Below are 15,457 nucleotides of genomic sequence, written 5' to 3'. Positions count from 1 at the left end.
GGCGAAAATACAAGACGTCCTATGGCTGTTTTCGCTGCGTCCGCCGCGTATCGCCGCGTCCGCCGCGCTCCTTCGGAGGAACTTAAACTATCTGAAGGAAGCAGCCCGGCGAAAAATTTGGGTACCAATTAGCGTCACTAGGGAGCATTTCCTTATTCTTTCCCGTCTTTCAGACTTGCCGGATCAGCAGTCTGTCAATGCATCAATTGCTAACAGCCATTGAACATAAGGCTACGCTTCTCCAGCCGGAAACTTTCGGTCAGCGTATGTTTTTTCCCATACGGGCACCCCTTATGGAACACATTTCCTCATCTCTCCCTGTTCATGTAACGTTTTTAAAGCGAACCGCCGGCCCATTCAGCCTCGCCGCCTTTTCTTTTAAACACAATCATCATTTTTTCAGGGACCGGCCCTTACAAGGTTATGTGATTTTTGCCGGTAACACGAAGTGTTGAATAACTGGCGGAGTTGTTGATAAATTAATACCATGATCCGTACAGGCAATTTTAAAGTATAGCTGACATGCAAACCCAGATATTATTAGTGGATGATGAAGTGGACGTGCTTATTCTCTTAAAAGCAAAACTGTCCCGCGCAGGATATGAAGTATCTACAAGTTTAAATGCTGCACATTTACTTGACAATGTGATCAGGTTGCAGCCCGGCCTGATCCTTATGGATATCAGTATGCAGGGAGTGGATGGCGGCACCCTTTGTCAGCTATTGAAAACGTCTGATTGCACTCAGCATATTCCCGTAGTCCTGTTCTCGGGGAATGACAATATCCATCAGGTTGCAGCTGCCTGCAAAGCCGACGCGGTCTTGCACAAGCCTTATGACGGCGCAGCATTCGACAGCATGCTTAAGCAATTCATCGCCCGAACACTGCCAGATCATTCACAACACCGAACCAGATCTGCCAGATCCAGGGAAGGTATAAAGATGATCACGCATCAAAATTCCAACAATATTATATAGAAATCTGCGGGAGATACGCAAAGCATTTTAAACGATGAGCCATAATTCCACCAGCCGTATTCTGAACATAGCACTCATTGGCGGCGGGCCAAGCGCGCTGTATATGTTAAAAAAGTTGGTTCAACAGTCAACACTCTCCATTGCTGTTCATGTTTTCGAACGAAAGCAGACACTTGGAATGGGAATGCCTTACAGTGAAGAAGGGGCAGACTACGAACACATCACCAATGTTTCCGGGAATGAGATCCCTGATCTCCGGGAATCGCTTGAAGCCTGGGTCAAACAGCAGGACCATGAATGGCTGAAGCAGTTCGACATCGATCCGGCCAGATTTCATGAATATAAAGTGTTACCGCGATTACTGTTTGGCCATTACCTGTCTGCGCAATTTGAAGAATGGCTGGAGCAGGGCCGTCAAAAAGGAATAGAAGTGAATACACATACAGGTGTCAATGTAACCGACATACGTGACGAACAGATTTCAGGACGCGTCAGCATACAGCTTGATCACGATGGCTGGTTGACATTTGATAAGGTCGTTATTTGTTCGGGGCATTACTGGCCTGTTAGTCATGAAGGGAAAGTACCCGGTTATTTTGACTCCCCCTATCCTCCCGCCAAACTGCGCGGGCTGACTGGCAAACCGGTTGCCATTCGCGGATCGTCATTGACTGCGATCGATGCCATACGTACCCTGGCAAGAGCAAATGGCGCGTTTCATTATACACGTGATAGAAAGAACTGTACATATACACCAGAACCCGAATACAACGGTTTTCGTATCACTCTATTTTCCCGCTCCGGTTTGCTTCCGGCCGTCAGGTTCCACCTGGAAGATTCACAACTCCATCGAGGCAATACACTGACGGAAGATCAGGTTGATCTCATCCGCGAAGCAAACAATGGATTTCTTCCGCTTGACGAGGTATTTGAAAGAAATTTTAAACAACCACTCGTTGAAGCCAATCCATCGTTCTATAAAAAAATAGAACACATGAGTATGGAAGACTTTGTGGAATATGTGATGAACTACCGGGAAAATATGCCCCCGTTTGAACTACTGAAAAAAGAATACGACGAAGCAGAGGAATCGATCCGGCAAAAAAAATCCATTCACTGGAAGGAAATGCTCGGCTCTTTAAGCTTCACAATGAACTATCCCGCAAAATACTTTTCGGGAGAAGACATGCAGCGGCTGCATAAAACCCTGCTCCCGCTTATATCGATCGTGATCGCCTATATACCTCAAAGCTCCGTTGAAGAAATGCTTGCATTACATAATGCGGGGCTGCTCGAACTTATCAGCGTAGGTGATGACAGTGAAGTGATCCCGCGTTCAGAAGGAGGCGCAACGATCGTTTATCAATTGAACGATGAACGTATCGAAAAGTCGTTTGATTACTTCGTTGACAGCATTGGACAACCGCATCTTTCCCGGGAGGAATTACCGTTTCCGAGCCTCGTAAAAGACCAGATCGTTTCGGGGGCCAAAGTGAGGTTCAGGGATCCCGAGGCAGGCTTCGCATTATACGAACAGGGTCATAAAAAAATTCAGCCACAAAAGACCTGCTGCTTTTTATCCCTTGCAGGTATCGCTATTAATGATGCCTTCCAGGTGATCAGTGAAAAGGGCGAACCGAGCGACCGCATCTTTATGATGGCTGTGCCTTTTATGGGTGGCTACAACCCGGATTATTCAGGTCTGGATTTCTGTGATAAAGCATCAGATCTTATAGTAGCGGAGATGAAAAAACATGGTGGCATGCTACTTGCCTCTTGATACATACAAAATCATTTTTTTATGGCTACAATGACAGAAACAAAAAACAGTGTGCTCAATGACCTCATTGAGATCAACAACGATCGTATTGCCGGATTTGAAAAAGCAATGGCAGATATCAAAGACGAAAATATAGACCTTAAAGCAGTTTTCCAGGAATATGCAACACAGAGCCGCAAGTTCTCACAGGAACTTACCGCAGCAGTTGCGTCCGGCGGTGGTGAGCCAGAAACAGATAACAGTTTTGCAGGCACCATGCATCGCGCATGGATCGATATCAAATCGCTTTTCGGCGGAAACGATCGCAAAAGTATTCTTGCGGAAGCAGAACGCGGTGAAGACGCGATCAAGAAAGCGTACGAAACAGCGATCAAAGAAGGAAAATTGATCGGCAGCGCAGCAACCCTGGTAGCTCAACAGGCGGTAGAGATCAAGGCGGCACATGATAAGATCAAAATGCTCCGCGACTCAGTGGCATAACCTTACGGTAATAGAGGGCGACGAATCAGCATTTTTATAAGGCTGATCCGTCGCTTTTTTTTAACTGGTCCTGTAACCATCCAAAAAACCTGTGAGGCGGGAAGATTTAAGCTTAGTTGCAGTAAAGGATATGATTGTTATTTTTTATCGCTTATGATACCGCGGTCGGATCCGATATTTTGCAGAACATGGCGGTCAGGTCTTAAAAAATACTATCTTGATCATCTCTAAAACTAATACAACATGCTATTCCCGTTTATTACGATCGGTCTTACCATAGCTTTTTTGGGTTATGTTTTATTTCTCATTTTTATTAGAAAGAACTTCCGCGAAAAGTGGCATTCAGAAGTAATGCCGGGCATATTCATATTGGGTATTTGGGCCGCCCTGTATTTTTGTTTCCTGAGATGATTCGCAGGATCCGTTTTTAGTCAATGTACCTGGTTGCCACTATACATTCCCCGTTTGAAGATCGAAGCAGTTTCGTCAGTCAGGAATAGCACCAGTTCCGTGTCAGTATCGCCGTGGATGGAAAGCTCTTCTTGCCGGAAAATAATTGCTTCTTTCTTATTCAGTCCGACCGTTTGATTTACCAACACACTTCCATTGAATACGTATAACAACCCCGTGAGATCCTTTGCCGGCAGTGACGGCAGCGGAACAACAACCTCTTTATGCAATTTGATATCATAGATCCATGTTTTGCTGCTGAATTGCAATTCACTGGCAGGTTCCGGCGACGCAAGCAGCCGCCATTCATTCTCGCTGTAGAGTTCATCCAGGTCTTCGAATAAGACCTTTGGTTCGAGATCTTTTTCGCCAGGCCGGATAAAAATTTGCAGACCTTCCTGAGCCTCCGCTTCTCCGTCGATATCTTCTTCATGATAGAACCGGCGGCCAGCCTTCATCAGCATCAGGCGTTTACCGCCGATGGTTTCACTAAAGCCTTCTGAATCCAGGTGACGTACTTTACCTGTCCTGAAATAGGATAAGATCTCATCATTGATATGCGGGTGCATGGCGATATGAAATTTGCCTTCGAAGTGTGCATGATCAATACGGCCAATGCTTCCAATTCCTGAATCGTTATCAGCCATACTCAGTCCGGGATATAACACCTGGATCGGTCCGTGCCCTTTGAATGCGCTGTTGGAAATTTTCTGTAACATGATTGATGAATTAAATAGATTGATTATGCCGTGCCTGCCAGCGGCACGGCACAGGAAGTTTATTTGAACAGCAGGGAAAAGATCTCTTCCGCCAGAATAGGTTTTACTTTCTCTCCCTCCGGAGTTGCCCAGCTATGCACAAGCTCTGATACGAACTGATTGATCGTTGTGGTTCTTACACCCTGTGATTCCCAGGTATCACGTGCTACATCTTCCGCGATTTGGGTGGGAGAACCACCTCCATCAATAACCACCTGTACGTCGAAGCCTTCTTCCTGCATGGAGATAGCTGGCCAAACGATACATACATCATTGGTTAAGCCCGCCATGATCACGTTCTTTCTTCCATCAGCTGCTTTTAATACCGCTTCGCGGAACGCAGGATCTGTCCAGGCGTTGGTAATGCCGGCTCGTTTCACCCTGCTTGCAAATTGTTCAGGCAGTATCTCCTGGAGATCTTTGATCAGCGGGCCTTGCACCATATCCTCCTGGCTTGTTGTGAGCACAACGGGAATATCAAGATCTTTGGCAATTCTTGCGAGCGCACGCGCTCTGGAAATGATCACTTCATGCGGACGGTTAGCGGAAAAATTGAGCGTTCCTTCCTGGTGATCGATCAATAAAATAACGGTGTTGTTAATTGCGAACTTTTTCATCTTTTATAGTTTTTGTTGAGTAATTGTTGATTACAGAACAAAACTACTTCTGCGATGAAGGGTAAGACGATGACCTTTGTCACAATCGGTTCGTGACAAAAGTCACAGCAAGCCTTCTTGTATGGATCTAATCGTTATCCGAATTTATAAAGGGCGTAAGGTTCCCGCATATTTCGCAGATTTGGCGCTTACTATGATTCGAATATCATTTTGCCAATGAATATTTCTTTATTCGAATACGCGGAACACGCGGATAATTCGCTGTTGACAGAGATTTGTCTGCGAAATCTGCGGGAACCTACGCAAGCCTGAAAATTTGGGTAACGATTAGCTGTATGAATGGATCGAAGAGCAACTCAATGCGCATCCGGTCTCCTTATCCTGCTTAGCGTCTCCCTGGCAATTCCCAGGTAAGAAGCTATCTGGTGTAAAGGGAAACGCTGCATTATCTCCGGATACTGTTTTTGGAAGTTCTCAAACCGGCTGACAGCATTCAGGCTGATCGTATCGTCCAGACGTTTTTGCGATGCGATATGATTATTCTCGCTCATTTGCCAGAACATCGCGTTGATGGCGGGAATGGCTAAAATTGTATCCAGCTGCGGCCTTGGCAGCAGTAATAATTCAGTGTCTTCCCAGGCCTCTATAAAATACCGGGAAGGTGTTTGATTCATAAAACTTTGCCGGTCTACCACCCACCAGTTTTCGATGGTTAACTGCAGTATATGCTCAGTGCCGTTGTCATCAACGCTGAACTGACGCATCGCTCCTTTTAAAATAAAACCGGTGTACTTGCAAACCTTGCCTTCTTCAAGGAAATACTGTTTTTTCCGCAGCTTCTTTGGCTCCATTGCGCCACGGATGATCTCCTGGTCTTTTTCCGTAAGCGTTTGACCACTGTAGCGGGTAATATAATCAAAAAGGGCTTCGTACATAATCTTTCATGCTTGAGATATGCAAAACTATATCATTAAATATAGCACGGAAGAAAATAAAAAACATCTTTCATCACCCGCAGAATGAAAAAAAGGGAAATGAAAATAAAAAGGCCATTACATGCTTGTAGCATATAATGGCCTTGCAATAAGAAAACAACTTGTCTACTGGATCTTCGGATTAGTTGATGTTTCCGCAAACGGGATCGGGAACAGGTTCACCTGTCCTGCTTTCGGATCAGGTCTGATCGATGGATAATAATTCTTCGCTCTCCAACGGAGAATGTCAATATTATTCACCTCTTCACCGGACAGCTCCACTAAACGCTCATGCATTACAGCTGCAAGAGCCTGTTGTTTTGAACCCAACACTACACCGGGCATGCTCACACTTGGTCTTGCCCTCACCATGTTGATATAGATCGCCGCCTGGCCGGGTGTTCCCACTTCTGCCTCACATTCAGCGAGCATCAGCAATACATCAGCATAGCGCATCAAACGCTGATTAACACCACCCGGGTGGTAGGATGGATTTCTCCAGTCAAGGATCGAATACTTTTTGAAGATCCTTTTCATAGACACACCATTGCGGATGCTTGCATCCACGTTCAGGTCGGCAGGCGTGATGGTGACACCTGGTACTGTGCCGCCTTTGGTCAGCATCTTATCTCCTATCTCCCAGAAAGTGAACTTATACCGTGGATCATTCGGTTCAAATTCATTGAGCAGCGCATCGGAAGGGATCACATTACCCCAAACCGGACCATACTCCTGGTTTCTTACGGTTGTTGTGGCGGCAGTGGCGCCTTCCCCGATATAAGCCCAGTTGAAGTCATCGTCGCCCCTGTCTACAAACGCCACTTCGAAGATCGATTCAGCATTGAATTCATTTCCGAGTGTAAGCACGGCACTTCCATCTTTTACATCACCGGTGAAATTTTCAGCATAATTCGAAACGAGGCTGTATTGTCCTGAATTATACACCTGCAAAAGGGCGGTCTTCGCGCCAGCATAATCATTGCTCTGCATCAGTACTCTTCCCAACAGTGTATTGGCGGCACCCTTCGTTGCCCTGCCCAGGTCACCACCACCGTAACTCAACGGCAGTGCTGCCACAGCCTCTTTCAGGTCGGTTATGATAGAAGCATATACCTCAGCAGCTGGTGATTTTGCTTTGAAATCCGATACGCCGGCGACTGGTTCACGATACAGCGGCACATCACCCCACATGGACACCAATTCATTGTAAGCCCAGGCGCGAAGAAATTTCGCTTCGCCGACCAAACGATCTCTGAGCGCAGTATTGTCCGTTACTTCAGCAGCTTTGCTGAGGATCACGTTTGCCCTGTTGATCATGTGATAGCTGCCGGTCCACACACTGGTCATGACAGCATTCGTAGCGGCCGGGGAAGCCTGTTTCAACAGTTCTGCTCTAGGTGGCTCCAATTGCGAACCGCCTGTCCAGGTTTCTCCGCCACGCATATCATGAATGAAAAACCATTCGCGTCCTACAAGGTTGGCGGAACGAAGGGAGGAATAGATCGCATTCACTCCATTCTGCAATTCACTGGCAGTTTTGAAATAGCTTTCCTGCGTCGGGTTATTTTCATCAGTAGTGTCAAGGTTCTTACTGCAGGAAACGATCAGTGTCGCCCCCGCGAAACTCATTGCGATGAATTTAATGATGTTGTTATTCATATAAATAGTTTTAATGCAAAACACTCTTATTAAAAAGTGGCTTGCAGGCCAATGAGATAAGTTTTGGGTTGAGGATACACAGCGAAATCGATCCCATTTGTCAGCGCAGCATTATTTCCCGTCGGAGTTCTGTTCCCAACCTCCGGATCAAAACCGGAATAGTTGGTAAACGTCAGCAGGTTCTGACCGGAGAAGTAAATACGCAAGCTGCCAACCGTACCCTTTGTGAGTGATTGCAACGCGGTGGCCGGGATCCGGTAACCGATCGACAAATTCTTCAGGCGCAGGTAAGAACCATTCTCGAGGAAACGCGTAGAAGGCCGTGCATTCTGATTGGGATCACCTGATACAGCTCTCGGGATATCTGTTGCCGTATTTGAAGGTGTCCATGCATTCAGCACTGCAGTACCGGCATTGAAGAAACGGACCATGCCTTCAGTGATCACTCTAGTGGCATTGAAGATCTTATTACCCTGCACTCCCTGGAAGAAGATCGAAGCATCAAATCCATGATAGTTCGCTCCAAGATTCAATGCATAGGTAAACTTGGGCAGATAACTTCCCAGGAATACCCGGTCTTTCACATCGATCACTCCGTCCTTATTCGTATCTACGAACTGCAGGTCGCCTGCCGAAGTATGAAGCGCCGGATTATACGTTTGTGATGCATTCGGGTTCACCTGTGCCGCAGCACCATTCACCTGCGTTTGAGACTGGAAAATGCCTTGCACCATCCAGCCATAGAAAGCCTGGATAGGCTGGCCTACTACCGTATTCGTGATATTGTAGGTTCCAAAATCAGCGTCCCCTCCACGTTCGATACCTGATACACCTTCTGCCAGACGGGTTACTTTATTTGTGATAGCCGTCAGGTTCGCCGAAATATTCCACTTGAATTCCTTCTGGCGTTCCGCATAAGTTACCTGGAACTCAAAACCACTGTTTTGCATGCCGGCTACGTTCTGCCTTACCGTGGTATTGATAAACCCATAGGAAGGAGGCAGCGGCACATCCAGGATAAGGTTATCCGTATTACGTTTAAAATATTCGGCCGTCAGGGAGATTTTATTGTTCAGTATACCGAGATCAAGCCCGATGTTCAACTGTTTTGTCTTCTCCCATTCCAGCTCCTTGTTACCAAGGCCGGGTATAGAAGAAGCCGGACCATTACCATTATTATTATTAAATGGATATACCGCACTGTTGGCATTCACACTCACGAGCCACGGTGTATTGCCCAGTACGGTACCATTCAAACCAGTGATACCATAACCAGCTCTCACCTTCAGCTCTGAGATCAGTTTTACATTCTTCATGAAGTTTTCCTGGTCTATTCTCCAGCCAACCGATGCTGAAGGGAAGGTTGCCCATTTTTTTCCAGGCGCCCAAACCGACAAACCATCGCGGCGGATCGCACCACTCACCAGGTATTTCCCCTGGAAGTCATAGTTCACCCGACCGAGAATTGACATCAGTGTATTCTCCCCGGTAGTAGAAGTCACCGATACGTTGGTCGCGTTATTCAGCGTGCGGAGATTGTTGGAAGCCTGGTTGCCTCTTGCATTTTCTGAAATGCCTCTTTGGCTTTGCTGTTCATATACAGCGATCGCGTTGATATGATGATCACCGAATACTTTATCGAAAGAAAGTTGTTCAGTATATAATAACACCGTTGAAATACCGCGATTGTTCGTGATAGTAGCCTGCGTGGCATTTGAACCGGCAATGGTACCTTTATCATCAAAGATCGGCTGGAAACGATAGTCGAGGCCATTTGCATAATCCACTCCGAATGTAGAGCGGAACTTCAGCCAGCTGGTGAATTTGATATCCAGAAATGCAGTACCCAGTAGTTTAACTGTCTTGCGGTTTGCCGGATTCTTTAAGGCAGCATCTTCGACGGGGTTAGTAGGATCACCGCCATCCAGTACACTGTTCACACCGCGATAACCGCCTACAGTTGTGGGATCATAAACAGGCATGTGAGGCATTATACGGATCACATTGACCAGGTTCGAACGGGAGCCCTGTTCATTGGCATCATAAGCCTGATCGGAAAACGCAGCATATAAATTCTGTCCAAACGTGAACATGCGGCTGATCTGGTGTTCGGAATTAACACGGAAATTATAGCGGCGATAACCTACGGAAGGAGTAGTGCCGTTCTGATCCATAAAACCAGCCGAAGTATAGAAGCGGGATTTATCATTTCCACCGGACACACCGATATTATGCTGAGTTAGATTTCCATTCTGGAAATAAGCATCCTGCCAGTTGGTATTTGTCTGACCATAAGTCTGGTTGGCGCCTGTATATATTTGTTCATTGATCATCGGCGCGGTCAAACGGGGGATCTGCGAGCCACGGTAGGCCAGTGCATACTGCATGAATTGCTCTGTATTGAGCAGATCCAGCCTGTCTGTGATCCTTTGTATCCCATAATAAGAGTCGAGGCTCACCTGGATCTTTCCATCTGATTTACCTTTCTTAGTGGTGATGATGATCACACCATTGGTGGCACGGGATCCATAGATGGCAGCGGCAGAAGCATCCTTCAACACATCCACTGACTCTATATCTCTTGTATCAATAGCCGCGAGATCTCCCGTGGGGAATCCGTCCACTACATAAAGCGGATCGGATGCGAAGCTGATCGAACTGATCCCCCTGATACGAACGATGGGTGGAGTGCCGGGACTACCATTCGAAGTTACCTGCACGCCGGCAACACGGCCTTGTAAAGCCTCCGATACACTTGGAACAGCCAGTTCACCGATGGTTTTACCGGAGACAGTAGAAATGGCGCCGGTAACACGCGTGCGTCGCTGGGTACCATAACCTACCACTACCACTTCATCCAATGATCCGATGTTTGTTTGCAGGGAGACAGTAAGGTTAGCACGTCCTCCTACACTAATGTCCTGCGGTGTATATCCTATAGTGCTCACAACAAGTGTTGCGTCCGCAGGAATGGTGATCGAAAATGTTCCATCCTCCGCGGTTTGCGTTGAATTGGATGGATTGCCTTTTTGTTGGACCGTAGCCCCGGCAATGGGCTGATTGTCGGCCTGGTTGATCACCTTACCGGTGACCTTATTCTGTGCAAATAAGCTGGTGTTCAGCAGCAGCAACAGGCATAAGCACGAGACCCTGAAGTGCAGAAACGTTTTTCTGGACATAAGCAGAGAAGATTTAGGTATTAAAAAGGAAAGGTTTACTAAAGCAAAATCATATCAGGCTATTCTATTTGTTCAAGACGAATCAAAATGGGAATAACTGACTTAATGAAATAAGGAGGAATAAATACAGGGGGACCTGTGCCCATAACGGGGCAACATTTCATTTTGTAAAATGGCATAGCAACATCGTTTTACGTACTAAATACAGCAGTATGGTCTGCCTCAATAATTCAGTGCTACTAGATCAGAAGGGTCACCTAAAAAATATTCTGCGAAAAATAAATGAGAAGAAATAAGGCGTCGGAGGTACCTCAGAATATACATCGCCCGTATAGCTAATATAGGTAGTTTTCAGGAATTGCAAACGATTGCATTAAAATTGTGGAAAAAAGGGCTTTTTATGCTCATTTTAGCCTATGAAAACGATTGAAATATTTAACTAATTCATGTAGGAGGAATTTTAGTCTGCGGGCAAGGCTAAAAGCTTCCTAATAAATTATCTTTCAGTGGGTTGAACGCTACGATGACCTTTAAAACTATTTGCAAATCCTCTCCCGGTTCAGGTAAAGCAAGTTCAGGCAGGATTTATATTACACATGTTAATCACTGGCAGGATCGTAAGACAATGAAGTCAGTTGGTAGCAAACTGTAAAATTGATTGGCGTAGGGATCCCAAACAACCCTTCACGCATTTGAGCATTGAACAAAAATTTACCTGTCTATTTAAACAGCAGTGAGGCATATTCCCGCAGACTTCTTCTCCACGTCAACCATTCATGTGCCGTACCCTTGGATTCATACCATGTATAACGGATCCCCTGTTTATCCAACATCGTACGAAAGGCCCCAATCGATCCGGGGAATGGATCCGGTTCCTTCGTTCCCAAACCCAGCCAGATGAGTTTAAATGACTTATTGATCGCGCCTCCATCCCTGAATTTTCCTTCAAGGAAAACAGCCGGATCCAACGCATCCGAACTGGGGTAATTAGGGGTGCCGCTGAATGCACCGATGTAAGAAAACTTATCCTGCCTGTTCAGGATGATCCGCATGGTTTGATTGGCTCCCATAGAAAGTCCGGCAATAGCGCGATCCAGCCTGCTTGTCTTCGTACGGAATGTTGCATCGATCATCGGGATCACTTCCCCGGTGATCACCTCTTCGAACACAGATACCGGCTGGGCTTTACTGCCTGCTGCACCATTTGCCTTTGGAGAATTCGCATAGCCATTATCCATGACGATGATCATAGGAACAGCTTTGCCTTCAGCAATCAGATTATCGAGGATCAGGTTGGCCCGGCCCTGCACCGCCCAGCCTGTTTCATCTTCAAAGCTTCCATGTTGAAGATATAATACCGGGTATCTTTTAGTTGGATTCGAGGTATACTCTGCAGGCGTATAAACAAAACATCGTCTCCATGCATTGGTCAGCTTCGAAAAATAAAGCTGTTCACTGATCAGGCCATGCGGCACATCTTTCAGTGCATAGAAGTCCTGGTCCGCTGCGGGAATTTCGATACCACTTCCCCAACGTCCTGCACCATAAACATACCTGCTTCCCGGATCGGGGATCGATACGCCATCTACATTCAGCTGGTAATAATGAAAGCCCTCATCCTGCGGCAGTGACTCCCCCGTCCATACTCCTTTTTCATCTTTGGTCATGTCGTATTTCTTACCGCCAATATCCAACTGCACTTTCTGTGCTTGTGGAGCGTTCAGACTGGCGCGTACCCGGCCTGTTGCATCCACCTGCGGAAATAGTTTTCCTGGTTGATTTGTACTCGCCGGCTTAAAGCTCCCCGCCGGATCCCCCTGTTGCGCAAAACACAGCTGCCCGAAAAGCAACAGACAGCAAACCGAAGCAAAAGATCTTGTTTTCATCTTTTCAATTTTATAACCCTTAAAAATTGCAACGCTTGCGATGTACTAATTTTTAAATAACAGTGGAGCGAGTTCACGCAGGCTTCTTCTCCAGGTCTGGAATTCATGGCCTGTGTTTTCCGAAACATAATGCACGGCGTTGAACCCGGCCGCTTTCAATTTTTCAGCAGCGCTCTTTACTCCTTCCGGTCTTTCCCTGCTGCCACAACTCAGGAAGATCATTTTTACTTTCGACTTGTCTTTGATGTCTTCAGGCGCGTAAAGGCCTCCGCTGAGCAACGCGTACTGCGAAAACACATCGGGTTTATTGAGCGTGATCATACGGGTTTCCATACCGCCCATTGACAGACCTGCCATACCGCGATGAGAAGCTTTGGCTACCGTTCTGAAATTTGCATCAACATAAGGGATCAGTTCTTCAACCAGCACAGCCTGGAAGGGTTCTATCTTGAAATCCCTGATCCCGCCGAACCTGATCTCATTGGTCATGCCATAGGTCATGACGATGATAAACGGTTTAATTTTCCCTTCTGCGATGAGGTTATCCATGATCAGGTTTGCATGCCCCTGATTGCTCCAGGCCGTTTCATCTTCGCCCCATCCATGCTGCAGGTATAGAACAGGGTAACGCGCCTTTGAATCAGTCTCATAGCCCGGAGGAGTATACACAAAAGCCCTGCGCGAGGTATTGGTGCTGGGGGAAGGGAAAAGTACCTGCTGAACCATTCCATGCGGCACATTTTTCAACGCATAAAAATCCTGGTCGTGTGCAGGAATCTCAATGCCGCTTTCCCAACGAACAGAACCATAATAATTCTTCGCACCGGGATCATTGAATTTTCCGCCGTCTATTTTGATATTGTAATAGTGAAAGCCTTCATCCATCGGCCCTTCAGTCGTTCCCATCCACGAACTATCAGCCGCTCTTTCCAGTTTGGTACCGCCGCGGCCACCCAGACCAAGGCTGACCCTTACACTATCTGCCGAAGGAGCGATGATCTTGAATCTTGCATAACCCTGTGAATTGACCTGCGGATATGCCTGGCCCGGCTGATTTAAGGAAGAAGGAACGAAGTCTTCTCTGATAGCGCTTCCTTGCTGTGAGAAACAAATGCTGCTTCCCATGGTGCAGGCAGCGATAAAAAGAGGCAGTTTAATTTTCATATGTCAAGTGTTATATTTTTCGGCAATCGCAAACGCTGATGAACGCTGGAACGAGGCAGCTTTTAATTGAATTCACCCCTGCCAGCATTCTTTGTTATAATGCTAATGTAATCTTTTTTCTTAAAAATGAAATCGATTGCAAGATTCAGAGAATTCTTTTACTCTCGATAAACTCAACAATTAACTGTTGGCTATAAACACTTTATAAAACTTCAGCGATTTAATTCCCGCGCCGGCTGCTGTAAAGAAAAATTCATCGAAGACAATTAATCGCAATCGATATCATGGCAAAAAGATCACCTGCTCAGAATATTTACAGCCGCCATATAAAACAAAGAAGCGAGTGATGCTTTGTCGCTTTGTGAATATTAATACCCGCTCGTTTTACCTGAAGAACGATCCATTTAACAGGCCTTCTGTTGAGCCTGTAAGAACAAACAGGGAAAATTGTACAAGACTCTTCGACCAACGTCCATTCCCTGGCACTCCAATTCGCTGCAATTTTGTGTTATCAAATCAACATAACCACAGATAAAATCAAACAACATGAAAAAGACAATCTTATCACTCATCTTCCTCGTTTCTCTTTTCACACAGACTCTTCACGCACAAGGGAAAAGAATACCAGCATCAGCTGGAAGAGAAGAATACATCGAAGTGGAGAAAAACGTAAAACTCCACGTTACCGACCTGGGCAATGGTCAACCGATCGTGCTCATTCATGGCTGGCCGCTTAGCGACGCTATGTATGAATATCAATACCAATACTTCGCGCAAAAAGGATTCAGGGTGATCGGTATCAGCCTTCGCGGTTTTGGAAAATCAGATAAACCGTTTGGCAAATACGACTTTGATGTTTTTTCTGATGACATCAAAGTGGTGCTTGAAAAGCTGAAGATAAAGGATGCTGTGCTGGGTGGCTTTTCAATGGGCGGCGCCGTAGTTCTTCACTACATCACAAAATACAACTCCGTGCATATCAGCAAACTCGCTTTGTTCGCAGCAGCAGCTCCTTCATGGATAAAAAGAGAAGGTTCTCCCCATGGTGTAGCACCGGCCGACGCCGCGGCTTTAATAAAAGCCACAACAACCAACAGGCAGGATCTTATCGCCGGATTCGGCGCAGATTTTCCTGCACAGGGCACAAGCATCTCAAAGAATGTAGAAAAATGGCTGGAGAATATCAACCTCGAAGCATCTCCCTTTGCGATCACCCAATCCATCACAGCCTTACGCGATCTTGATCTGCGTCCTGAACTCTCTAAAATAAATATCCCCGTTGCAATATTCCAGGGCACCAAAGACAAACTGATTCCCTTTGCATTTGCAGAAGAACTGAACAAAGGCATCAAAAACTCTTATATCGTCAGATTCGAAAACAGCGGCCACGCACTCTTCTTTGAAGAGATGGATAAATTCAACACAGAGCTGGAGAAATTTGCCAGGAGTAAATAGAGGTTCTCGTTTCGGGGGCAGAGGTTTCAGAGGTTCCATAAGTTTCATAGGTTCCAGAGGTCTGATACTGGTGATAC

General features: G+C 46.2%; 11 protein-coding genes. 4 read left to right on the top strand and 7 right to left on the bottom strand.

Annotated features, from left to right (window positions below; translation table 11 throughout):
* Positions 1 to 522: 522 nt before the first annotated feature.
* Genes LZZ85_RS22095 through LZZ85_RS22085 form a run of 3 tightly spaced genes read left to right on the top strand, consistent with a single transcriptional unit; the run spans position 523 to position 3,238 of the window.
* Complete coding sequence (locus LZZ85_RS22095; protein WP_237875540.1) at positions 523 to 978, top strand: response regulator; 456 nt, start codon at positions 523 to 525, stop codon at positions 976 to 978.
* Positions 979 to 1,012: 34 nt separating this feature from the next.
* Positions 1,013 to 2,758, top strand: coding sequence for an FAD/NAD(P)-binding protein (locus tag LZZ85_RS22090; protein WP_237875539.1), 1,746 nt, complete (start codon positions 1,013 to 1,015; stop codon positions 2,756 to 2,758).
* A gap of 21 nt (positions 2,759 to 2,779) precedes the next feature.
* A complete protein-coding gene (locus LZZ85_RS22085; protein ID WP_237875538.1) occupies positions 2,780 to 3,238 on the top strand; it encodes a ferritin-like domain-containing protein in 459 nt (152 codons plus the stop codon).
* Between the two features lie 431 nt (positions 3,239 to 3,669).
* Here the strand turns inward: LZZ85_RS22085 and LZZ85_RS22080 are convergent, their stop codons facing one another.
* The 7 genes from LZZ85_RS22080 to LZZ85_RS22050 all read right to left on the bottom strand — a co-directional run bounded on the left by LZZ85_RS22080 (position 3,670) and on the right by LZZ85_RS22050 (position 13,925).
* Positions 3,670 to 4,407 (bottom strand): pirin family protein, encoded by a 738-nt coding sequence (locus tag LZZ85_RS22080; protein ID WP_237875537.1) that lies wholly within the window; start codon positions 4,405 to 4,407, stop codon positions 3,670 to 3,672.
* 59 nt (positions 4,408 to 4,466) lie between these two features.
* On the bottom strand, positions 4,467 to 5,063 hold the full coding sequence (locus tag LZZ85_RS22075; protein WP_237875536.1) for an isochorismatase family protein: 597 nt from the start codon (positions 5,061 to 5,063) through the stop codon (positions 4,467 to 4,469).
* Positions 5,064 to 5,419: 356 nt separating this feature from the next.
* Positions 5,420 to 5,998, bottom strand: coding sequence for a Crp/Fnr family transcriptional regulator (locus LZZ85_RS22070; protein ID WP_237875535.1), 579 nt, complete (start codon positions 5,996 to 5,998; stop codon positions 5,420 to 5,422).
* 165 nt (positions 5,999 to 6,163) lie between these two features.
* Entirely contained in the window at positions 6,164 to 7,696 is a 1,533-nt protein-coding gene (locus LZZ85_RS22065) for a RagB/SusD family nutrient uptake outer membrane protein (RefSeq protein ID WP_237875534.1), read from the bottom strand.
* A 29-nt stretch (positions 7,697 to 7,725) separates the two neighbouring features.
* On the bottom strand, positions 7,726 to 10,875 hold the full coding sequence (locus tag LZZ85_RS22060) for a SusC/RagA family TonB-linked outer membrane protein (protein WP_237875533.1): 3,150 nt from the start codon (positions 10,873 to 10,875) through the stop codon (positions 7,726 to 7,728).
* 719 nt (positions 10,876 to 11,594) lie between these two features.
* On the bottom strand, positions 11,595 to 12,761 hold the full coding sequence (locus tag LZZ85_RS22055) for an alpha/beta hydrolase-fold protein (RefSeq protein ID WP_237875532.1): 1,167 nt from the start codon (positions 12,759 to 12,761) through the stop codon (positions 11,595 to 11,597).
* Between the two features lie 45 nt (positions 12,762 to 12,806).
* Positions 12,807 to 13,925, bottom strand: a complete 1,119-nt coding sequence (locus tag LZZ85_RS22050; protein ID WP_237875531.1) for an alpha/beta hydrolase-fold protein — start codon at positions 13,923 to 13,925, stop codon at positions 12,807 to 12,809.
* Positions 13,926 to 14,471: 546 nt separating this feature from the next.
* Here LZZ85_RS22050 and LZZ85_RS22045 point away from each other — a divergent pair.
* Positions 14,472 to 15,380, top strand: coding sequence for an alpha/beta fold hydrolase (locus LZZ85_RS22045; protein WP_237875530.1), 909 nt, complete (start codon positions 14,472 to 14,474; stop codon positions 15,378 to 15,380).
* The last annotated feature ends 77 nt before the right edge of the window (positions 15,381 to 15,457 follow it).

Source organism: Terrimonas ginsenosidimutans, assembly GCF_022012415.1.
Taxonomy (GTDB): Bacteria; Bacteroidota; Bacteroidia; order Chitinophagales; family Chitinophagaceae; genus Terrimonas_A; species Terrimonas_A ginsenosidimutans.
This window is presented reverse-complemented; position numbering and strand designations above follow the sequence as displayed.